The organism is Flavobacterium sp., from assembly GCF_044341185.1.
Classification (GTDB): domain Bacteria; phylum Bacteroidota; class Bacteroidia; order Flavobacteriales; family Flavobacteriaceae; genus Flavobacterium.
In genome coordinates this window covers 1-21,374 of sequence record NZ_JBIISE010000028.1, presented here as the reverse complement: position 1 = coordinate 21,374, position 21,374 = coordinate 1, and the positions used below count along the sequence as shown (strand labels likewise).

Annotated in this window: 20 protein-coding genes; 16 read left to right on the top strand and 4 right to left on the bottom strand. The window is 30.6% G+C overall.

The features are described 5' to 3' along the window. Nucleotides 1–71 precede the first annotated feature (71 nt). The 7 genes from porU (at nucleotide 72) to ACIQZ1_RS07265 (ending at nucleotide 9,871) form a co-directional block, all read left to right on the top strand. Nucleotides 72–3,935 (top strand): type IX secretion system sortase PorU, encoded by a 3,864-nt coding sequence (gene porU, locus ACIQZ1_RS07295; protein ID WP_396160324.1) that lies wholly within the window; start codon nucleotides 72–74, stop codon nucleotides 3,933–3,935. A 91-nt stretch (nucleotides 3,936–4,026) separates the two neighbouring features. Continuing rightward, entirely contained in the window at nucleotides 4,027–5,199 is a 1,173-nt protein-coding gene (gene porV / locus ACIQZ1_RS07290) for a type IX secretion system outer membrane channel protein PorV (RefSeq protein ID WP_396160323.1), read from the top strand. 89 nt (nucleotides 5,200–5,288) lie between these two features. Then, a complete protein-coding gene (locus tag ACIQZ1_RS07285; protein ID WP_396160322.1) occupies nucleotides 5,289–5,771 on the top strand; it encodes a cytidine deaminase in 483 nt (160 codons plus the stop codon). 122 nt (nucleotides 5,772–5,893) lie between these two features. Further along, nucleotides 5,894–6,895 carry a pyruvate dehydrogenase (acetyl-transferring) E1 component subunit alpha gene (gene pdhA, locus ACIQZ1_RS07280; RefSeq protein ID WP_396160321.1) on the top strand — a complete coding sequence of 334 codons (1,002 nt, stop codon included), beginning with the start codon at nucleotides 5,894–5,896 and terminating at the stop codon, nucleotides 6,893–6,895. 3 nt (nucleotides 6,896–6,898) lie between these two features. Then, complete coding sequence (locus ACIQZ1_RS07275) at nucleotides 6,899–8,500, top strand: 2-oxo acid dehydrogenase subunit E2 (RefSeq protein ID WP_396160320.1); 1,602 nt, start codon at nucleotides 6,899–6,901, stop codon at nucleotides 8,498–8,500. 80 nt (nucleotides 8,501–8,580) lie between these two features. Continuing rightward, complete coding sequence (locus ACIQZ1_RS07270; protein ID WP_396160319.1) at nucleotides 8,581–9,258, top strand: SDR family NAD(P)-dependent oxidoreductase; 678 nt, start codon at nucleotides 8,581–8,583, stop codon at nucleotides 9,256–9,258. A gap of 13 nt (nucleotides 9,259–9,271) precedes the next feature. Then, nucleotides 9,272–9,871 (top strand): SprT-like domain-containing protein, encoded by a 600-nt coding sequence (locus ACIQZ1_RS07265; protein WP_396160318.1) that lies wholly within the window; start codon nucleotides 9,272–9,274, stop codon nucleotides 9,869–9,871. Nucleotides 9,872–9,938: 67 nt separating this feature from the next. On the opposite strand, the gene ACIQZ1_RS07260 is transcribed toward ACIQZ1_RS07265, so the two are convergent. Then, on the bottom strand, nucleotides 9,939–10,274 hold the full coding sequence (locus ACIQZ1_RS07260; protein ID WP_396160317.1) for a hypothetical protein: 336 nt from the start codon (nucleotides 10,272–10,274) through the stop codon (nucleotides 9,939–9,941). Nucleotides 10,275–10,447: 173 nt separating this feature from the next. Here ACIQZ1_RS07260 and ACIQZ1_RS07255 point away from each other — a divergent pair, with 173 nt between their 5' ends. Beyond that, nucleotides 10,448–11,362 (top strand): dimethylarginine dimethylaminohydrolase family protein, encoded by a 915-nt coding sequence (locus ACIQZ1_RS07255; RefSeq protein WP_396160316.1) that lies wholly within the window; start codon nucleotides 10,448–10,450, stop codon nucleotides 11,360–11,362. Nucleotides 11,363–11,384: 22 nt separating this feature from the next. Continuing rightward, on the top strand, nucleotides 11,385–12,323 hold the full coding sequence (gene ctlX / locus ACIQZ1_RS07250; protein ID WP_396160315.1) for a citrulline utilization hydrolase CtlX: 939 nt from the start codon (nucleotides 11,385–11,387) through the stop codon (nucleotides 12,321–12,323). Nucleotides 12,324–12,406: 83 nt separating this feature from the next. Here the strand turns inward: ctlX and ACIQZ1_RS07245 are convergent, their stop codons facing one another. Next, complete coding sequence (locus tag ACIQZ1_RS07245) at nucleotides 12,407–13,048, bottom strand: MarC family NAAT transporter (RefSeq protein WP_396160314.1); 642 nt, start codon at nucleotides 13,046–13,048, stop codon at nucleotides 12,407–12,409. Nucleotides 13,049–13,159: 111 nt separating this feature from the next. Here ACIQZ1_RS07245 and ACIQZ1_RS07240 point away from each other — a divergent pair, with 111 nt between their 5' ends. After that, nucleotides 13,160–13,516, top strand: a complete 357-nt coding sequence (locus tag ACIQZ1_RS07240) for a CoA-binding protein (protein WP_396160313.1) — start codon at nucleotides 13,160–13,162, stop codon at nucleotides 13,514–13,516. Here the strand turns inward: ACIQZ1_RS07240 and ACIQZ1_RS07235 are convergent. Continuing rightward, the gene (locus ACIQZ1_RS07235) at nucleotides 13,500–15,005 is read right to left on the bottom strand and encodes a sodium:solute symporter (protein WP_396160312.1); all 1,506 of its coding nucleotides are present in this window, start codon (nucleotides 15,003–15,005) and stop codon (nucleotides 13,500–13,502) included. The genes ACIQZ1_RS07240 and ACIQZ1_RS07235 overlap by 17 nt on opposite strands. Nucleotides 15,006–15,080: 75 nt before the next feature. Between ACIQZ1_RS07235 and ACIQZ1_RS07230 the strand changes: the two genes are divergently transcribed. From ACIQZ1_RS07230 to ACIQZ1_RS07205, 6 genes are all read left to right on the top strand, one after another. Then, the gene (locus ACIQZ1_RS07230; protein WP_396160311.1) at nucleotides 15,081–15,572 is read left to right on the top strand and encodes a hypothetical protein; all 492 of its coding nucleotides are present in this window, start codon (nucleotides 15,081–15,083) and stop codon (nucleotides 15,570–15,572) included. Nucleotides 15,573–15,644: 72 nt separating this feature from the next. Beyond that, on the top strand, nucleotides 15,645–16,265 hold the full coding sequence (gene recR, locus ACIQZ1_RS07225) for a recombination mediator RecR (RefSeq protein ID WP_396160310.1): 621 nt from the start codon (nucleotides 15,645–15,647) through the stop codon (nucleotides 16,263–16,265). A gap of 48 nt (nucleotides 16,266–16,313) precedes the next feature. Continuing rightward, complete coding sequence (locus ACIQZ1_RS07220; protein ID WP_396160309.1) at nucleotides 16,314–17,702, top strand: UDP-glucose 6-dehydrogenase; 1,389 nt, start codon at nucleotides 16,314–16,316, stop codon at nucleotides 17,700–17,702. 3 nt (nucleotides 17,703–17,705) lie between these two features. Then, a complete protein-coding gene (locus ACIQZ1_RS07215) occupies nucleotides 17,706–19,139 on the top strand; it encodes an MBOAT family O-acyltransferase (protein WP_396160308.1) in 1,434 nt (477 codons plus the stop codon). Beyond that, nucleotides 19,139–20,014, top strand: a complete 876-nt coding sequence (locus ACIQZ1_RS07210; protein WP_396160307.1) for a hypothetical protein — start codon at nucleotides 19,139–19,141, stop codon at nucleotides 20,012–20,014. The genes ACIQZ1_RS07215 and ACIQZ1_RS07210 overlap by 1 nt, the downstream gene beginning before the upstream one ends. 315 nt (nucleotides 20,015–20,329) lie before the next feature. Next, nucleotides 20,330–20,971, top strand: coding sequence for a peptidoglycan-binding protein LysM (locus ACIQZ1_RS07205; RefSeq protein WP_396160306.1), 642 nt, complete (start codon nucleotides 20,330–20,332; stop codon nucleotides 20,969–20,971). Here ACIQZ1_RS07205 and ACIQZ1_RS07200 read toward each other — a convergent pair. Further along, nucleotides 20,968–21,374, bottom strand: a 407-nt coding sequence (locus ACIQZ1_RS07200) for an SAM-dependent methyltransferase (RefSeq protein WP_396160305.1), incomplete at its 5' end; no start/stop codon positions are given. The genes ACIQZ1_RS07205 and ACIQZ1_RS07200 overlap by 4 nt on opposite strands.

Sequence of the window (21,374 nt, the reverse complement as noted above, 5' to 3'; positions counted from 1 at the left end):
TAAATATTGTATAAAGTTATTTAAAAATTTATTATTTGCAATATTTTAGTTTATTTTGCGTTATTATGAGAATGAAAAAGAAATATATACTAATATTACTATCTTGTTTTTTGAGTTTTGCTCAAAACACTAAGGATTTTTCACTGGATTGGAATACTGATAAACCTTTTGTTATAGATAATATCAAGTATAAAATACCACAATTTCAATCTGAAAATTTCGAATTTCACATTTCAAAAAGAGTAATTACATATGTAAACAATATAAAAGTTCCTGGATTGGTTGCGGAAGGAGCTGCTTCAATTGAAAATATTGTATATGAAACTATTGATGAATCAAAATTAAGTAGTTTAGATATCTCTAATATTTACTCGAAGATTGGTTTTAAATCATTTTCTTCTTATGCAAGAGATGAAGCTTTTCTTTCTTTTACTTTTAATCCATTAATTAAAGATAATGCAGGATATAAAATAGTAAAGTCATTTACACTAAATTATTCAATATCAAATTCCAATAGATTATTTCAAAGTACTAATTCTATTCAGAATTCAGTTTTAGCTACTGGTTCTTGGCATAGATTTTATGTTGAAAAATCTGGTGTTTATTTAGTTAGCAAAAGTTTTCTTCAAAGCATTGGAGTAAATGTAGCAGTTGATCCAAGAAATATTAAAATTTACGGCAATGGAGGCAGAATGTTGCCATTACTAAATAGTATTCCGTATCCCATAGATTTAGAAGAAAATGCCATTCAATTTATCGGTGAAGAAGATGGCGTTTTTAACGAAAATGACTATATTTTGTTTTACGCAGAAGGCGTAGATACTTGGAATGAAGAAAGTTTAACACATGTAAATCAATTTGCAGATAGATCGTACTATTATGTCTCAACTTCTGGTTCAGCTGGAAAGAGAATTCAAACTTATACAGAACCTGTTGCTTCACCTACATTATTTCTTTCAAACTATGATGGCTACCAATTTCATGAAGTAGACCTTTTTAATGCAGGAAAAATTGGTAGAAGATGGTTTGGTGAAAAATTTGATTTAGATGATAATCAGACGTTTCCATTTGTATTGCCAAATTACATTTCAGGTTCAACAGTAAAATTATCTGCTAATTTTGCGGCAGTTTCATTTGTTTCCACTTCATTTAAAGTAAAAGCAAATGCAGTAGAAATTGGGACGGTTCCTATAAACGCAGCAATTGGTTCTACTTTAGGTTTTGAAAATATATTAAATACAACTTTTGTTCCTACTTCAAATTCCGTAACAATTGATTTATCTTACATTAATAATGGCGTTCCTTCTTCAAAGGGATATTTAGATTACATTATTTTAAAATATAATGCCGAGTTAAAAGGATATGGTAAACAATTTTTATTTTCAAATAATTTAGTAAAAACAAATATTGGTGTAGGACAGTTTACTATATCTAATGCTTCAAATATAAAATCGGTTTGGGATGTTACGAACATATATAATGTTACCAAATTAGATAATACGCAAAATAGCATCACATTTAAATTAGCCTTAGGTCAAGATAAAAAGTTTGTAGCAGTTGATTATTCTGACGTATATTTTCCTTTAAAAGAAGCGGAAACAAATGTGGCTAATCAAAATTTAAAAGGGACTATTTTTAAAAATAACCAAGGTGTTTTTCAAGATATAGATTACTTAATTGTAACGCCATCTAATTTAGTAGCACAGGCTGAAACGTTGGCTAATTTCCATAGAAATAATTCAAATATGAATGTTAAAGTAGTTACGCTTTCTTTAATATACAATGAATTTGGTGGTGGAAAACAAGATGTGGCTGCAATTAGAAATTTTGTAAAATACGTATATGATAATGCTTCAAATATTGCTAATAAAGTAAAATATTTAAATTTATTTGGTGATGCATCTTACGATTTTAAAGATAGAATTAGAAACAATACTAATATTATTCCTATTTTTCATGGATTCGAAGTTTCTCAATCTTTAAATCCGAATAATAGTACTAATTTCTCATTATTTTCATCTTTCATGTCCGATGATTTCTTCACACTTATGGATGGCAATGAAGGAAATATGCAATCTTCAGCAGATTTAATGGATTTAGCTGTTGGTAGAATGCTGGTTTCATCAAACACACAAGCTTCAGAAATGGTAAACAAAGTACTTGAATATCACGATGAAAGATCCTACAAAAGATGGCAAAATAACTTAGTATATTATGCTGATGACCCCGATCCTTTTTTATCGGGGGATTATTTATTACAAAAAGATTTAAACGAATTAGCAGATGAAGTTTCACTTGCTAACCCTTTTTTTAATACCAATAAAATTTTTACTGATGCCTATGTGCAAGAAGTTAGCGCTGGAGGTCCAAGGTATCCTCAAGCAAAAAAAGCATTTTTAGACGCTATCGAATTAGGAGCTTTAGTCTTAAATTATTACGGACATGGAAATGAAGAGAGTTTTGCGGTAGAACGCATTTTTGAAAAAGCTGATGCACAAGCATTAGGAAACAGATATAAATATCCTTTATTTATTACGATTACTTGTGAATTTACTCGCTTTGACGACCCAAATCGTCCTACAGGGGGGGAGTACATGTATTGGAATAAATCAGGAGGAGCCATTTCATTATTAGCTACAACCAGACAAATTAGTCAATCTTTAGGAATTCAGTTAAATGAAGAAATTTATGACAATTTGTTTACGATGGAAAATAATTCCTATATTTCTATTGCCGAGTCGCTTCGTCGTTCTAAAATTAACATTGGTGGTTCAAATAAAAGGGTCGTTTTTTATATTGGCGACCCTGCACTAAAATTAGCTATTCCAAGACCAAAAATAGTATTGACCAAAGTAAATGGTGAAAACATTAATACAACATCACTTTCATTACAAGCTTTGTCATTAGCTACACTTTCAGGTGAGGTTTTGGATGAGAATAATACATTAATAGCTAATTATAATGGAGATTTAGCTGTACAAGTTTATGATAAAAATTTAAACAGATTAACTTTAGATAATGATAATGCGTCTTTACCGCCTTATAATCAACCTAAACTAAATTTTGTTACCTTAGGAGAAGTTATCTATAGAGGAAATGCATCAGTGGTGAACGGAAAGTTTGAATTTAGTTTTATCGTACCACAAGATATTCAAATTCCAATAGGGAATGGTAGAGTGAGTTTTTACGCAAAAAGTAATTCGCCAATTTTGCAAAACCAAACAGGATATAATACGCAAATTAAAGTTGGTGGTGTCAATACGTCAGCTCCCTCTGATACCACACCTCCAAAACTAAAATTGTATATGAACGATACTAATTTTGTGAGTGGTGGGATTACAAATGAATCACCAATTTTTCTAGCTTTTCTTGAAGACGAAAATGGAATAAACACTGCAAGCGGAATTGGACATGATATTGTGGCTATTTTGGATAATGATGAAAACAATCCATACAATTTAAATGATTATTACGAAACAGAAACAGATAACTACAAAAAGGGGAAGGTTACTTATCCTTTCAGGGATTTAGCACCAGGTTTACATACTATTTTATTTAAAGCTTGGGATGTATATAATAATTTAATTACTGCTGAAATTCAGTTTGTGGTTATTGGCGATGGCGATTTAGAATTACAACATGTTTTAAATTATCCAAACCCGTTTGTAAATTATACCGAATTTTGGTTTAGTCATAATCGACCATTTGAACCTTTAGATGTACAAGTTCAGATTTTAACTATAACGGGTAAATTGGTAAAAACAATTAATCAAACAGTAGTAAATGAAGGGTTTACTTCCAGAGATATTAAATGGGATGGAAAAGATGATTTTGGAGATAAAATAGGAAAAGGAGTATATGTATATAAAGTAACTGTAAAATCTGCAATAACGGGTAAAAAGACAGAAAAAATAGAAAAACTTGTAATCCTGTAAAAAAAATGTATATTTGTCAATTCACTATAAAATCAAGCATATTGAAATAAAACTACATCTGAAATAAACAACTATTAACCAAATCAAACAGATGAAAAATCTATTTAAATTTTTATCAATTATTGTAATTGCTCAGTATGCTCAAGCGCAAGATAGGGTAATTACTACTGGAGTACCTTTTTTATTAATAGCTGCTGATGCACGTTCTGCGGGTATGGCTGATATGGGTGTAGCAACTTCTGCTGATGCCTATTCACAACAATTTAACCCATCAAAATATGCGTTTTCAAAGCAAAAACAAGGGTTTTCAATGAGTTATACTCCTTATTTAACTAGTATAGCAAATGATATTTCTTTAGGACAAGTAACTTATTTTAATAGGTTTAATGACCGTATGGCTTTTTCAGGAAGTTTACGTTATTTTGGTTTTGGGGATATTGAATTAAGAGAAACAGGTGATCCAAATGAAGTTCCAGTGATTACAAGTCCAAATGAATTCGCACTAGATGGATCATATTCATTAAAACTTAGTCCAGAATTTGCAATGGGAGTTTCTGGTCGTTATATTAGATCTAATTTAAAAATTGCCAATGCCACTACAGATGTTAGACCAGCAACTACATTTGCAGTAGATGTGTCTGGAATTTATCAGTCTGAAGAGGTAGCTTATGATAATTTTAATGGAAGATGGAGAGCCGGTTTTAATTTTCAAAATTTAGGACCAAAATTATCGTATGATAACGACTTGTTAAATGAAAATTTTATCCCGGCTAATATGCGATTGGGAGGTAGTTTTGATTTTATTTTAGATGATTATAATAAGGTAAGCTTAATTGGAGAAACTACAAAATTATTAGTACCTACTCCTCAAACCGTTACCGATTTGAATAATGATGGTGTGGTTGATGCTACTGATAAGTCAATTAATAACCAAAATTATAGAAATATAAGCTGGACAAGTGGTATATTCAAATCATTTGGCGATGCACCTGATGGTTTTTCGGAAGAATTAAAAGAATTTACTTGGGCATTAGGGGCAGAGTATTGGTATCAAGATTCGTTTGCATTAAGAACAGGTTATTTTAATGAAAGTGTAGAAAAAGGAGCTAGAAAATACTTAACATTAGGAGCTGGTTTTAAATACAATATCGTGAAAATAGATGTTTCATATTTGTTCTCAGCATCAAAAGTTAGAAACCCACTTGAAAATACCTTACGATTTTCATTATCATTTAATTTTGGTGACGAATACGAAGATAACTAAATAAAAATAAAATTAATTTAAATCCAAATTCAATCTTTTTTGAATTTGGATTTTTTTTCCAAAATAAGTAAAAATTAAAACACACACTTATGAAAGAAATACGAATAGAAACTAAAATATCTGTTTTTGAATCATTTGATAATTTATCGGATTCGGAAAAAGAATACATGAATAAAGCTATCGAAATTAGAAAAAAAGCATACGCGCCCTATTCGAAATTTTTAGTAGGTGCCGCAATTGTATTAGATAATGGTGTGGTATTACAAGGCTCAAACCAAGAAAATGCAGCGTATCCATCAGGTTTGTGTGCAGAACGTGTAGTTATTTTTTATGCTGGTGCAAATTATCCAAACAATAAAATTGTAAAAATGTTTATTTCGGCAGCACCATCAGACCGGGAGGCAACAAGTCCAATTCCTCCATGCGGTTCTTGTCGTCAATCTATTTCTGAATATGAAGTAAAACAAGATTTGCCAATCGAAATTTATTATATGGGATCAATTGGACCCATACATAAATCAGATTCTTTGAAAAATTTATTGCCTTTTATGTTCGATAAAGCAAATCTATAACGATTTCGTTAGTAAAAAATAAAATAAATTGATTATTTTATTAATTTAAATAGCAATAAATTTTTAGAATAAAATACGTTGTAGTATTTTTGTGGTTCGTAAAAAAAATAAATAGTTTATATATGAAACCAATTACAAAAGAAGTATATCTAAAATGGTATGAAGACATGCAGTTTTGGAGAAAGTTTGAAGACAAATTAGCAGCCTTATATATACAACAAAAAGTAAGAGGATTTCTTCATTTATATAATGGACAAGAAGCCGTTTTGGCAGGTGCATTACACGCCATGGAATTAGGTGGAAAAGATAAAATGATTACTGCGTACAGAAATCACGTACAGCCAATCGGTATGGGCGTTGATCCAAAAGCAGTAATGGCAGAATTATTAGGTAAAGTTACTGGTACTTCAAAAGGTATGGGAGGCTCTATGCATATTTTCTCTAAAGAACATGGTTTTTATGGAGGACATGGTATTGTAGGTGCTCAAATTCCTGTTGGTGCAGGTATGGCTTTTGCCGATAAATATTTTGAAACGGGTGGTGTTACATTAACTTATTTTGGTGATGGTGCAGCGCGTCAAGGATCATTACATGAAGCCTTTAATATGGCAATGACTTGGAAATTACCAGTAGTGTTTATATGTGAAAACAATGGATACGCTATGGGAACTTCTGTAGAACGAACTGCCAATCATACAGATATTTGGAAGTTAGGTTTAGGATACGAAATGCCTTGTGGACCTGTAGATGGAATGAATCCTGTTAAAGTTGCTGAAGCTATGCATGAAGCTATGGAACGTGCTAGAAGAGGCGAAGGTCCAACATTCTTAGAAATGAAAACATACAGATATAGAGGACATTCTATGTCTGATGCCCAACATTATAGAACCAAAGAGGAAGTGGAAGAATACAAAAAAATCGATCCAATTACTCAGGTTTTAGATATTATTAAAGAGAAAAAGTACGCTACAGAAGCTGAAATTGAAACAATAGATCAAAGAGTAAATGATTTAGTTGCTGAATGCGAAAAATTCGCAGAAGAATCTCCATTCCCTGAAGCACAACAATTATATGATGTGGTTTACGAACAAGAAAATTATCCATTTATTCCTCACAGACTATAAATTATGGCAACAGTAATTACAATGCCCCGTTTAAGTGATACCATGACAGAAGGAGTGGTAGCTACTTGGTTGAAAAAAGTGGGTGACTCAATAAAAACAGGTGAAATTTTAGCTGAAATTGAAACCGATAAAGCCACAATGGAATTTGAATCATTCTATGATGGTGTTTTATTACATATAGGTATTCAAGAAGGTGAATCGGCTCCGGTAGATTCATTATTAGCCATTGTTGGAAAACAAGGTGAAGATATTTCTGGATTGTTAAACGGTAACGTTACAACTCCAGTAACTGAAGAAGTTAAATCAGAAGCTTCTTTTGTAACGCCAACTAAATCAGAAATTCCTGCAGGTGTGAAAGTAGTAACTATGCCTCGTTTGTCTGATACAATGACAACAGGTACTGTAGCTACTTGGTTAAAAAAAGTAGGAGATACCGTTAAAGAAGGTGATATCTTAGCTGAAATTGAAACAGATAAAGCTACAATGGAATTTGAATCTTTCAATTCAGGTACTTTATTATATGTAGGTGTAGAAGAGGGTGGAACCGCTCCAGTAGATACAATTTTAGCAATCTTAGGTCCAGCTGGTATCGATGTTTCAGGAATAGCTGCTAGCTTTTCAGTTGGTGGAACAGTTGATACTCCAAAGGTTGAAGAGGTTAAACAAGATTCAAACCTTACACCTAATACCCAACACCAAACACCAAATACTAATGATAGAATATTTGCATCTCCTTTAGCTAAAAAAATGGCGCAGGATAAAGGTGTGAATTTATCTCAAGTTAAAGGTACTGGTGAAAATGGGAGAATTACAAAATCTGATGTAGAAAACTTTACTCCATCAGCTATTAGTACTCCAGTTCAAGCTGTAACAGATGCAACGAATACAGTTTCAGCTGTAAAACCATTCGTTCCAGCAGGAGAAATGTTCCAAGAAGAAATTAAAAACTCGCAAATGCGTAAAACCATCGCGAGACGTTTATCAGAATCTAAATTTACAGCACCTCATTATTATTTAACAATTGAGTTAGATATGGATAATGCGATTGCTTCAAGAAATATGATTAATAGCTTGCCTGAAACTAAAGTATCATTTAATGATATGGTTATTAAGGCTTCTGCTATGGCATTGAAAAAACATCCGCAAGTTAATTCTCAATGGAGAGAAGACGCAATGGTAATCAATCATCATGTAAATATTGGTGTAGCTGTTGCTGTTGAAGATGGTTTAATGGTTCCAGTACTAAAATTTACTGATCAAATGAGTCTAACTCAAATTGGTGTAAGTGTAAAAGATTTAGCAGGAAAAGCAAAATCAAAGAAAATTCAACCAGCCGAAATGGAGGGAAGTACCTTTACTATTTCTAACCTAGGAATGTTTGGAATTCAATCATTTACCTCAATTATTAATCAACCCAACTCAGCCATTTTATCTGTTGGCGCTATTATTGAAAAACCTGTAGTTAAAAAAGGACAAATTGTAGTTGGTAATACCATGACAGTAACCTTAGCTTGCGATCACAGAACTGTCGATGGTGCTACTGGAGCACAGTTTTTACAAACATTTAAAGCATTTATGGAAAATCCAGTTACGATGTTAGCATAAAAAATATTTTTATAATTATGAAATCCTGAAAAATTATTTTTCAGGATTTTTTTTTATATTTACATAAAACAAATACTATTTTGAAAAATATAATAATTACAGGAACGTCTCGTGGAATTGGGTACGAAATGGCTTTACAATTTGCAAATGCCGGTCATCAAGTTTTGGCTATTTCTCGTAAAACGCCACAGGTTTTAATTGAACACAAAAACATTACGTGTTTAGCAATTGATATTTCAGATGAAAATCAGTTGCAACAAGTACACAATTTTGTTTTAAAAACTTGGAAAAAAGTGGACGTTCTAATTCATAATGCAGGAAGTTTACTTCATAAAAATTTTACAGAAATTTCTTCACAAGAATTTCAAAATATATATAAAGTCAATGTTTTCGCTGTTGCGGAATTAACTAAAATTTGTATTCAATTTATGGAAAAAGGAAGCCATGTGGTTACTATAAGTTCTATGGGAGGCATACAAGGGAGTATGAAATTCGCAGGACTTTCAGCATATAGTTCAAGTAAAGGAGCCGTTATTACATTGTCGGAATTATTAGCCGAGGAATACAAAGAAAGTGGTATTTCATTTAATGTTTTAGCATTAGGAGCTGTCAATACAGAAATGTTACAAGAAGCTTTTCCAGGTTATGAAGCACCGCTTTCTGCTAAAGAAATGGCGGATTATATATTTAATTTTGCCCTTACTGGAAATAAATATTATAATGGGAAAGTACTACAGGTAAGTTCTTCAACACCTTAAACTATCTATTTGTTTGAACGTTTTACAAAAATATTTGCCAGAACACGCCGTAGAACCTGTTTTTGAACTAATAAAGCAAAATCACGTGCATTTGAAAATTGTAAGTGAACGAAATACACGTCACGGAGATTATCGTAGGCATCCTGACGGTTTTCATCAAATTACGGTCAATGCTAATTTGAATAAATACCGATTTTTAATGACGTTAATTCATGAAATTGCGCATTTGGTAGCTTTTGAAAAATATGGAAGAAACATTTTACCTCACGGAAAGGAATGGAAAATTACGTTTCAGCATTTAATGATTCCGTTTATTCGTCCAGAAATTTTTCCTCATCAAATATTGCCTTTAATGGCACGACATTTCAGAAATCCCAAAGCAAGTTCAGATACGGATTCCACTTTGTCTTTAGCTTTAAAACAGTTTGATGAAAGAAACACGGAGTACAATTATATATTTGAAATTCCATACGGAAGTACTTTCCGAATCAAAAACGGAAAAGTATTTAAAAAAGTTGCTTTACGTGTAAAACGATATGAATGTTTAGAAGTAAGTTCAGGAAGATTGTTCTTATTTCAACCTAATGCAGAAGTTGAAGTAATTTCAAATTAATGATACAATTAAATTTATAAAAAAAGCTTCAGAATTTTCTGAAGCTTTTTTGTATGTATATAAAAGGTTACTCTTTTTTTGTAGTTGTTTTTTTAGGAGTAGCTTCTTTTGTTGTTGTCTTTTTTGCTGGAGCTTTTTTAACTGGAGCTTTCTTTGTAGCTACTTTTTTTGTTGTTTTCTCTGTTGTTTTTTCAACTTTATCTTTCGCTGCTACTTTTTTTGCAGGTGCTTTTTTAACGGCAGCTTTTTTAACAGGAACTTTTTTAACTATTGGCTTTTCTTCAATTATTTCAGAAGCTTTTTCCAATTTTGGTTCAGCAATTTCTGATTTTTTTACATTCGTATTTTCTTCAGTTTGTTTAGCTTTTCCAAATAATGAGCTAAAAAAATTTAATAATCCCATAATAATTTAGTTTTAAGTTTGTTCAAAGATAAGTAATTGGAAATCAATACACAAAATATTATTTTAACAAATTGTAAATTTCTTTTTAATTCGCGTTCAAACTTTTCCAATAAAACCAAAGTTCTATCTTTCTCAATCGCTATCAATTTTCTATATTTGTAAAAAACAGTTTTATGTTATCATTAAATGTAAAAAACGAAACCTCACGATTACGAGCCGTAGTACTTGGAACCGCTATTAGTAATGGACCAACACCTAAAGTTGAAGAAGCTTATGATCCAAAATCTTTAGAACATATTATAGCTGGAACGTATCCTGTTGAAGCAGATATGGTTGCTGAGATGGAAGCTTTTAATGCTGTTTTTCAAAAATATAATGTAGAAGTTTATCGACCAGAAATAATTGAAAATTATAACCAAATTTTTTCAAGAGATATTGGTTTTGTAATTGATGATATTTTTATTAAAGCTAATATTTTGCCGGATAGAGAACGAGAATTAGATGCCATTCAATACATAATTGATAAAATTAATCCAAAAAAAGTGGTTCGTCCACCCGAAAATGTTCATATCGAAGGTGGAGATGTAATGCCTTGGAATGATTATATTTTTATTGGCACATATAAAGGTTCCGATTATAAAGATTACATTACGGCAAGAACTAATATGGAAGGAGTAGCATACATCCAAAATTTGTTTCCAAATAAAATAGTTAAAGCCTTTGATTTGGTAAAATCTAAAATTGAACCACGAGATAATGCGTTACATTTAGATTGTTGCTTTCAGCCAATCGGAACAAATAAAGGAATAATTTATAAAAGTGGTTTTCGTGAGGAAGCGGATTATATGTTTCTTGTAAATTTATTTGGTAAAGATAATTTGTTTCATATTGAAAGAGAAGAAATGTATCATATGAACTCAAATATTTTTTCAATAGCTCCAGACGTAATTGTATCTGAGAAAAATTTTACAAGATTAAATGCTTGGTTACGCCAAAACGGTTTTACAGTAGAAGAAATTCCATATGCCGAAATTTCAAAACAAGAAGGACTGTTACGTTGTTCTACTTTACCATTAATAAGAGATTAAGAGTCTTATAACAAAACAAATTATGAAACAAACTACCAACACCATATTAATGATTCGTCCTGTGGCGTTTCGTATGAACGAACAAACCGCTGTAAACAATTATTATCAAAAAGTTTTAGATGATTTAACTCCAGAAACAGTAAATTTTAAAGCAGTGCAGGAATTTGATGCATATGTTGAAAAATTAAAAAGTGTAGGCGTGCAAGTAATTGTAATTCAAGACAAAAAAGAACCTGATACACCAGATAGTATTTTTCCAAACAACTGGATTTCTTTTCACGAAACTGGCGATGTGGCTTTATATCCGATGTTTGCCGAAAACAGAAGATTAGAGCGTAGAGAAGATGTATTAGATGTTTTAGAAGATAAAGGTTTTGAAATAACTGAAATAATGGACTATACTTCTGCTGAAGAAGATAATGTCTATTTAGAAGGAACTGGAAGTTTAATTTTAGATAGGGAATTTAATAAAGCGTATTGCGCGCTTTCGCCAAGAGCTGACGAAGAATTATTTATTGAATTTTGTGAAGATTTTGATATGTCACCCATTATTTTTGAAGCCTTCCAAACTGTAAATGGAGAAAGAAAAGCGATATATCATACCAATGTAATGATGTGTATTTCGGAAACGTTTGCCGTAATTTGTGCAGATTGTATAGATGATAAAAAAGAACGCAAAATGGTTTTAGAAAACCTTAAAGCTGACGGTAAAGAAATTATTTTAATCACAGAAGAACAAGTAAATAATTTTGCAGGTAATATGTTGCAAGTTCGAGGTGCAGCAGATAAACGGTATTTAGTAATGAGCAATTCAGCATATCAAAGTTTAACAAAATCACAAATTGATAAAATCGAAAAACACTGTGATATTTTACACGCAAGTTTAGATATTATTGAAGCGTGCGGTGGAGGAAGTGCTCGTTGTATGATGGCTGAGGTTTTCTTACCAAAAGCAGAATAAAAATAAATTGTTAAATGATTAAATTCCAAATTTCAACATTACTCAGTTGGAATTTGGAATTTTTGTTTAGTAGTATTCTAAATTTAAATTCCTCTAATAATACTTAATACGGCACTAATTATATATTGAATCCCGATTGCAATGGTTAAAAATCCAATGATTCTGGATATGGCAACAATTCCTGAAGAACCTAATATTTTCGCTAAATAATGTGCACTTCGTAACACCAAATAAATAAATATAGCTACAGCTAAAATCGCAAAACAAGAAAATAAAATTTCCGATGTGGAAATAGAAGCATCTGTTTCTGTCAACTCTTGATAATAGGCAATTAATAAAGAAATAGATCCAGGACCAGCAAGCATTGGCATTGCTAAAGGTGTCAAAGCAATATGTTGGCGAGTTTCTACTTCTTTCTGAACCTTTTTATTAATTCCTTTATTCTTGCTAAAGTTTCCATTTAATAATGAAAAGCCCGAACTGGCTATAATTATTCCACCTGCAATTCGTAACGCAGTAATGGTAATTCCGAAAAAAGACAATACATATTGACCCACAAAAAATGATATAAGTAAAATTACAAATACATTAATTGAAGTAATTAAAGAAGTCTTAGATCGTTCCGAAGCGGAATATCCTTGTGTTAATCCAACAAAAATAGGTACGGTTCCAATCGGATTTAATACAGAAAATAAAGCGGCAAATAAATAAATAAAAATGTCCATAGTTTTTTTTGCAAATATATCGTGTTATTCAAAGATAGAATTTATAATACAATTATTTAAATGTAAATTAAAAAACATTTTGTAAATTAGTACAACTTAAAACAAAAAAAAATGAAAACGTTAGTTATAGGTGCCACCACAAATAAAGACAGATATGCTTATAAAGCCATTCAAAGTTTAATAAATAAATCACACCAAGTAGTAGCTATCGGTACTAAAGAAGGCATGGCTTTAGATGTGAATATTGAAACATCAAAACTTCCATTTACTGGAATTGATACCGTTACATTATATTTAAATCCAAAGAATCAAGAAGAATATTACGACTATATTATTTCATTAAAACCAAGACGAGTATTATTTAATCCGGGAACTGAAAATCCAGCATTTTATGAAATATTAAAACAAAATAATATCGAATTTGAAATAGCTTGCACGTTGGTTTTATTAGCTACAAATCAGTATTAATTTCACCTTTTTTACTTATTAAGTACAATCCAATAAAAGTGATCAATCCGTTTACTATTATTAATTCTTCCGCAAAAGCATATGGAATTAATTTTGGTGCTTCCGCATCAATTCCAGAATTTATACTTATTAAAAAAGTTATGGCAGGTGATAATAAACATATAAACGGCACCAATTTGTCATTCACAGAACGATTTTTGGCTAAAATTCCAAAAGCAAACAATCCTAAAAGCGGTCCGTAGGTGTACGACGCAACTTTGAATATTAGTTTTACAACTGATTGATTGGTTAATGAATTAAAAATTAATATCACCAAAAAAATTGCCAATGAAAATCCAATATGCACAAGATGTCTTGTTTTTACTGTGTTTTTTGTTTCTTCTTTTTTTTCCATTCCTAAAAAATCGATACAAAATGAAGTAGTTAATGCAGTTAAAGCGGAATCTGTTGTCGCAAAAGTGGCAGCGGTTAATCCTAATAAAAACACAACTGCTGGTACTAAAGCAAAATGATTGAATGCAATTTCAGGAAATAACAAATCGGTTCTTACTGCACCATCTAATACTGGTACTGGGATGTTGTTCTTTGTTGCGAATAAATACAATAGTGCACCCACGCTCAAGAAAAATAAATTAATGATTACAAAAATTCCTGTAAACGTAAACATATTTTTTTGCGCTTCTTTGATATTCTTACAGCTTAAATTTTTCTGCATTAAATCTTGATCTAATCCCACCATTGCGATGGTTACGAAAATTCCCCCTAAAATTTGTTTTACAAAATGTTGCCCTGAACTTATAAAATCTTCAAAAAAGAAAATTTTAGAATATTTCGAATCATTAATTTTTGCAATGGCTTCGCTAAATCCAAAATCTAAACTATCACAAACAAAATATATAGTAAAAAACACAGAACTTACTAAAAATACAGTTTGTAATGTATCTGTAATAATAATTGTTTTTAACCCGCCTTTATATGTGTATGCAAAAATAAGTCCCAGACTTATCAAAACGGTTGCCCAAAAAGGGATGCCATAAGTGTTAAAAACAAAATTTTGTAATACTAAAACAACTAAATACAATCTAAAAGCCGAACCAATGGTTCTACTTAGTAAAAATATAAAAGATGCAGTTTTATAACTAAAATACCCTAATCGTTGTTCAATATATGTATAAATTGAAGTTAAATTAAGTTTGTAATATAACGGTAATAATACGGTGGCAACAATAATAAATCCAATTGCATTTCCTAAAATAAATTGAAAATAAGAAAATTGATTGGCTTCTACAGCACCAGGAACTGAAATAAAAGTAACACCTGAAAGCGCTGTTCCAATCATCCCAAAAGCTACTAAATACCAAGGTGATTTACTGTTTGCTTTAAAAAAAGTATCGTTACTGCTGCCCGATTTTTTATTCATGAAATATGAAATTCCAAACAAAACAATAAAATACGAAATAAAAAATAGTAGAATTGTGATTGGTTGCATAAGTTTTTTTTACAAAAATAATAGAATAATGTATATTAGTGGCATATTTGTTTAAATTTGAAAAAAATAATTAAGATGAAAAATTTATTTACAAGAAAGTTCGTAAGCTTTTTAACTTTTTTTATGGTTTGCAGTACTGCATTTGGTCAAAAATTAGAAAGCAAAGAAAAACTCGCTCCTGCGGTTGTAATTTTTATGGATTTTAATAAATCTTTATATACAAAAAGTGAAGGAAATGCCTATTTTTCTGAAGATCCTAAGGCCGCCTTGGTTGGTATGATTGTTCCAAAAAAATATACTGATTTGATGGAGGAAATGAAAAAAGATGCGGCATATGGTGTAAAGAATTTACAAAATGGTGAATTTGAAAATGCAGGTCTAAAGTACTTTTTCTATTCAGGAAATATTATAGTGGAAAAAACGAAAGAGTTTTTCTTAGAAGTTATATTAAAAGAAACAGATGCTGACCATTGTATTGTGGTAACGTCTATGTTTCAGCCCAAACATAAGTCAATATTTGAAAAAGAAGCAAAAAAAGCTATTATTTCTGCACAAATTTTAAATTAGCACAAAATAAAATCGTAAAAAACCTATTTATATTTATGTAAATAGGTTTTTTCTTTTTAATATATTTGCAAAATGGAATTCTCGTCAAAATTATTGGAAAATGCAGTTAATGAAGTAGCAATGTTACCAGGTATTGGTAAACGAACGGCGATGAGATTGGTGTTGCACTTGCTTAAACAACCAGCAGAACAAACACTTTTATTAACAGATGCAGTGACTAAAATGCGAAATGAAATTATTTATTGTCAAAATTGTCATAATATTTCTGATTTTGCGGTATGTGAAATTTGCAATAATTCATCGAGAGACCATTCGATAATTTGTGTAGTTGAAGATGTTAGAGATGTTATGGCAATTGAAAATACTAGAATGTATAAAGGAATTTATCACGTTTTAGGTGGTAAAATATCTCCTATTGAAGGTATTTCTCCAAGCCAATTAAATATTAATTCTTTGGTAGAAAAAGTAAAGCAACAAAAAGTTTCAGAAATTATTTTTGCATTGAGCTCCACTATGGAAGGTGATACTACTAATTTTTATATCTTTAAGCAAATTAAACCATTTTCAATAAATGTGTCAACAATTGCAAGAGGTATTTCAGTTGGTGACGAATTAGAATACGCAGATGAAGTTACATTAGGAAGAAGTTTATTACAAAGAATTCCTTTTGAGTCTTCTATGAAATCTATTTAAGATTTCTTACAAGTAAAAGAAAATAGTAAAGATAAAGTAAGGTATAAGATGATTAAAAATATTTGTTGTATTGGTGCGGGTTATGTTGGAGGTCCAACTATGGCGGTTATTGCTCAAAAATGTCCACATATTAAAGTAACTGTAGTTGATTTAAATCAAGACAGAATTAACGCTTGGAATAATGAAGATGTGAGTTTATTGCCTATTTATGAGCCTGGATTAGATAAAGTAGTTGCTGAAGCGAGAGGAAGAAATTTATTCTTTTCAACTGAAGTGGATCAAGCTATTGAAGACGCTGATTTAATTTTTATTTCAGTTAATACGCCCACAAAGACGTACGGGGTAGGAAAAGGTATGGCAGCAGATTTAAAATATATCGAATTATGTGCCAGGCAAATTGCTCGTGTAGCTAAAACAGATAAAATAGTAGTTGAGAAATCAACTTTACCGGTACGAACTGCCCAGGCAATTAAAGATATTTTAGACAATACAGGAAACGGTGTGAATTTTCAAATTTTATCGAATCCTGAGTTTTTAGCTGAAGGTACTGCAATTGAAGACTTATTTGCTCCAGATAGAGTGTTAATTGGTGGAGATACAACAGTTGAAGGTCAAGAGGCTATTCGTAAATTAGTGGAGGTGTATGCAAATTGGGTAAACAAAGACCTTATTTTGACAACTAATGTTTGGTCTTCTGAATTATCAAAACTAACCGCAAATGCTTTCTTAGCACAACGTGTTTCTTCAATTAATGCGATGAGTGAATTGTGCGAAAAAACAGGTGCTGACGTAAATGAAGTAGCAAAAGCCATTGGTTTAGACAGCAGAATTGGTTCAAAATTTCTAAAATCATCAGTAGGTTTTGGTGGTTCTTGTTTTCAGAAAGATATTTTAAATTTAGTTTATATTGCTAAATCATATGGTTTAAATGAAGTTGCCGATTATTGGGAACAAGTAATTATTATGAATGACCATCAAAAGCGCCGTTTTTCTAAAAACATAATTAATACGTTATACAATACCGTTTCAGGTAAAAAAATAGCTTTTTTAGGATGGGCTTTTAAGAAAGATACAAACGATACTCGTGAATCTGCTGCTATTTATGTGGCAAATGATTTAATTAGTGAACGTGCAAATATTGCTGTTTTTGATCCAAAAGTTGCAGAAAATCAAATTCTTTCGGATTTAAATTATTTAGAATCTCGTTCAGCGGAAGAAAATAAAAAACACATTTCAGTAAACAAAAATGGCTACGAAGCATGTAATAATGCACATGCCGTTGCTGTTTTAACAGAATGGGACGAGTTTAAAACCTACGATTGGCAAAAAATTTATGACAATATGCTAAAACCTGCTTTTGTTTTTGATGGAAGAAATGTATTAAACAAAGCAGAATTAGAAAAAATTGGTTTCATTTATCAAGCCATTGGTTCATAGATTATGTTTTTTAATTCCCTTCATTTTGCTATATTTTTACCAATAATTTTTATTTTATATTGGTTTGTTTTTAATAAAAATAAATCTTGGCAAAATAGTTTATTAATTATTGCAAGTTATTATTTTTACGCTTGTTGGGATTGGCGTTTCTTGTTTTTATTAGTCTTTTCTACGCTTTTAGATTATTTTTCTGGGATTCAAATAGAAAAAAGTAAATCGGTTAAAGAAAGTAAATTCTGGTTTTGGTTGAGTGTATTAATTAACTTAGGATTTTTAGGTGTTTTTAAATATTACAACTTTTTTGCCATTTCATTCACCGAATTAATTAATGGCTTCGGATTTCAAGTAAATCCGTTGTTAATTAAAGTAATTCTACCTGTCGGAATTTCGTTTTATACCTTTCATGGCTTATCATACGTTATCGATATTTATAATAAACGTATAAAAGCCGAGACAAACTTCATAGACTATTCGCTTTTTGTTAGTTATTTTCCTTTGTTAGTTGCGGGACCTATTGAAAGAGCCACACACTTATTACCGCAAGTAAAAGTAAAACGAGAATTTAATTTCGAAAAAGCTAAAGAAGGCGTTCATCAAATTATTTGGGGATTGGTAAAAAAAGTAGTCATTGCAGATTCTTGTGCTTTGTATGCTAACGAAGTGTTTAATAATCAGGAACAAATGAATTCGTTGTCTTTATTATTAGGTGCGATTTATTTTGCTTTTCAAATTTATGGTGATTTTTCAGGATATTCAGATATTGCGTTAGGGACTTCAAAATTATTTGGCATTGATTTGTTGAAAAACTTTAATTTCCCTTATTTTTCAAGGGATATTGCCGAATTTTGGAGACGTTGGCATATATCCTTGTCTTCCTGGTTTAGAGATTATTTATACATTCCTTTAGGCGGTAGTAAAGGCGGAAAATGGATGCAAGTTCGTAATACGTTTATTATCTTTTTGGTAAGCGGTTTTTGGCACGGTGCTAATTGGACGTTTATTGCATGGGGATTTCTGAATGCCATCTACTTTTTGCCTTTATTACTACAAAATAAAAATAGAAATAACTTAGAAGACATTCATTTTAAATGGAATATTAAAGGAATAAAAACGATTTTTAAAATACTTATTACTTTTTCAATAACCACTTTAGCTTGGATATTTTTTAGAGCAAAATCTATTTCTGATGCCATTTTGTACATAAAGAACATGTTCACCAATTTAAATTTTGATAGTCAATATTTAAATAATGCTCGTTATGCTCCAGAATTGTTATGGCTAATTGGTGTTTTTGTATTATTTGAATGGTTTAACAAATATAAAACAGAACCCATTTCTGGAAAATTTGAAAACATAAAATTACTGTTTTGCATTTTAGTTATTTTGGCATTAGGAGTATTCTCAGATTATAAAGAATTTATTTATTTTCAGTTTTAATGAAACGTTTTTTTAAACTCACAGTTCTTTTTGTTTTTATACTTTTTATAGCTTCATTGTTTTTAGATGTTATTTTTACTACAATAATTTCTCAATCTTCTGAAAGAAATAAAGTAGAAAACGTATTGCATACATTTGGAAAAAAATATGATGTAGTCATTATGGGAACTTCTCGAGCCAACAATCATTTTGTAACGGATTTGTTTGAAAAGAAAGGACTAAATTCTTTTAATTATGGCATAAGTGGTTCGCATTTATTTGAAACGTCTTTATTGTTAAAAGTAATGATTGCCAACAAATTTCAAATTAAGAATTTAATTCTTGAAGCGGATTTAAGTATTTGTAATGAAAAAAGAGACGAAGGAACAACGGCGCGTTTTATGCCCTACATTCATACGAATTCAATTATTAAAGAACATTATAAAAACGAACCTGATTTTATACAACTATATTATATACCTTTTTACAGATATATAAAATTTGATGCTAAAATTGGTTTTAGAGAAGTATATGAAGTACTTGCTGAAAAACCAACAAATACGCTTTATAATAAAGGATATTACCCCTTAATCTCTGATAAAAAAGGAAGCATGAAAAATGATATTTCAACATTAAAAGTGATCCGAAATAAACATTATGAGGCCATAAAAAAAATGTGTAAGCAAAATAAAATTAATTTAATCGTAGTAATGACACCTATGTGTCAAAACACTAAAGGATTAGATTATTTTGATAAAGTAAAAAAACAATATCCAGAAATTAATAATTTTGAAAATACGGTTACAGATGATCGTTATTTTTCATCTTGCGGCCATCTAAATAACGAGGGCGCTATTATTTATACAAATCACATTATAAATACATTTTTCAAGTAGTTTGTTTTTGCGCTTTTTTCCGTATTTATTTTCTTTCAATTTCTTTAAAAACATCTAAAATCGTCTTAATTTTTCATTTTTTTTGATTTTTATTTTGATTTTTTTGTTTTCTCTAATGTCCTATTAATCAAGATGGTTATACGGTAATTTGAAGGTTTATCACATCTTAACAAAATGTTAATTACTTGATTTTCAGAAAAATAATAAAAAATGTTGTATCTTTGCCAAGCTAATTCAATTGGAGTGGTATGATTTATGTCAATCAAACACAATGTAAAAAATCAAATTTTTTACCCTTTTGAGAAATAAATTTACATGAGAAAAGACATTATTTATTTTGGAGTTACCATTGCATTTATTGCCATTATTAGTTCTGGTTTTAAAGCATTTAAACAAGAATCTGTAACAGGATTTCATATCGATGATTCGGAAGTTTTTGAATATCGAGTACCTTCAAAAGACGAATCGGTTAAGTTGAATTTTTCTATACCTTACACGGGAAATACTTATATCGGTTTCACACAAGCCCTAGGAGTCAAAGAATCTGCTGGCATATACACTCTGGTGAATCCTTATGGTTACATGGGGAAATACCAATTCGGAAGAAGCACATTACGACACATTGGTGTATATAACTTCAAAAACTTCCTTAACAACCCAAACTTACAAGAAGATGCTTTTTATGCTTTATTATGCATAAATAAATGGGAGTTAAGAAAAGAAATTAAAAATTATTCAGGTAGAATAATTAATGGAATCAAAATTACAGAATCGGGATTATTAGCTGCAGCGCATTTAGCGGGTGCAAGTTCAGTAAAAGCATACCTTAGAAGTAATGGGAAAAATGGTTTTAGAGACGGATTTGGTACTTCATTGAGGTCTTATATTAAAAGATTTAATGGATATGACACTTCAAATGTTATTTCTAATAGATTTGCAAAAGTTACAACAAACTAATTTTTTTGAATAATAAAAATACAAGGTCGATTATGTAAATCGACCTTTTGTTTTTTCCAGTCGTTTACGGTTTTTGTTTTTATATATTCTGTCGGTAACGTAACATCGCATGCAATACACAAATTAGTTTGTGGATGAAGTGTGGTTAAAATATCTTCTAAAAATTTATTATTTCTATACGGTGTTTCCATAAAAAGTTGCGCCTGATTTTTTTCTTGAGACCCTCTCTCTAAATTTCTCAAGGCGCTTTTCTTTTCGTTTTTATCGATAGGTAAGTAGCCGGTAAATGCAAAGCTTTGACCGTTCATACCGCTCGCCATTAATGCTAAAAGTATTGAACTTGGTCCAACTAATGGGACTACCTGAATTCCTTTTTCGTGAGCTAATTTGACAATCACAGCTC

What these genes read in the sequence shown, in the direction of transcription:
- porU (WP_396160324.1), top strand. Translation starts at nt 72, where the DNA reads ATGAAAAAGAAATATATACTAATATTACTATCTTGTTTTTTGAGTTTT.
- porV (WP_396160323.1), top strand. Translation starts at nt 4,027, where the DNA reads ATGAAAAATCTATTTAAATTTTTATCAATTATTGTAATTGCTCAGTAT.
- ACIQZ1_RS07285 (WP_396160322.1), top strand. Translation starts at nt 5,289, where the DNA reads ATGAAAGAAATACGAATAGAAACTAAAATATCTGTTTTTGAATCATTT.
- pdhA (WP_396160321.1), top strand. Translation starts at nt 5,894, where the DNA reads ATGAAACCAATTACAAAAGAAGTATATCTAAAATGGTATGAAGACATG.
- ACIQZ1_RS07275 (WP_396160320.1), top strand. Translation starts at nt 6,899, where the DNA reads ATGGCAACAGTAATTACAATGCCCCGTTTAAGTGATACCATGACAGAA.
- ACIQZ1_RS07260 (WP_396160317.1), bottom strand. Translation starts at nt 10,274, where the DNA reads ATGGGATTATTAAATTTTTTTAGCTCATTATTTGGAAAAGCTAAACAA.
- ACIQZ1_RS07255 (WP_396160316.1), top strand. Translation starts at nt 10,448, where the DNA reads ATGTTATCATTAAATGTAAAAAACGAAACCTCACGATTACGAGCCGTA.
- ctlX (WP_396160315.1), top strand. Translation starts at nt 11,385, where the DNA reads ATGAAACAAACTACCAACACCATATTAATGATTCGTCCTGTGGCGTTT.
- ACIQZ1_RS07245 (WP_396160314.1), bottom strand. Translation starts at nt 13,048, where the DNA reads ATGGACATTTTTATTTATTTATTTGCCGCTTTATTTTCTGTATTAAAT.
- ACIQZ1_RS07240 (WP_396160313.1), top strand. Translation starts at nt 13,160, where the DNA reads ATGAAAACGTTAGTTATAGGTGCCACCACAAATAAAGACAGATATGCT.
- ACIQZ1_RS07235 (WP_396160312.1), bottom strand. Translation starts at nt 15,005, where the DNA reads ATGCAACCAATCACAATTCTACTATTTTTTATTTCGTATTTTATTGTT.
- ACIQZ1_RS07230 (WP_396160311.1), top strand. Translation starts at nt 15,081, where the DNA reads ATGAAAAATTTATTTACAAGAAAGTTCGTAAGCTTTTTAACTTTTTTT.
- recR (WP_396160310.1), top strand. Translation starts at nt 15,645, where the DNA reads ATGGAATTCTCGTCAAAATTATTGGAAAATGCAGTTAATGAAGTAGCA.
- ACIQZ1_RS07220 (WP_396160309.1), top strand. Translation starts at nt 16,314, where the DNA reads ATGATTAAAAATATTTGTTGTATTGGTGCGGGTTATGTTGGAGGTCCA.
- ACIQZ1_RS07215 (WP_396160308.1), top strand. Translation starts at nt 17,706, where the DNA reads ATGTTTTTTAATTCCCTTCATTTTGCTATATTTTTACCAATAATTTTT.
- ACIQZ1_RS07210 (WP_396160307.1), top strand. Translation starts at nt 19,139, where the DNA reads ATGAAACGTTTTTTTAAACTCACAGTTCTTTTTGTTTTTATACTTTTT.
- ACIQZ1_RS07205 (WP_396160306.1), top strand. Translation starts at nt 20,330, where the DNA reads ATGAGAAAAGACATTATTTATTTTGGAGTTACCATTGCATTTATTGCC.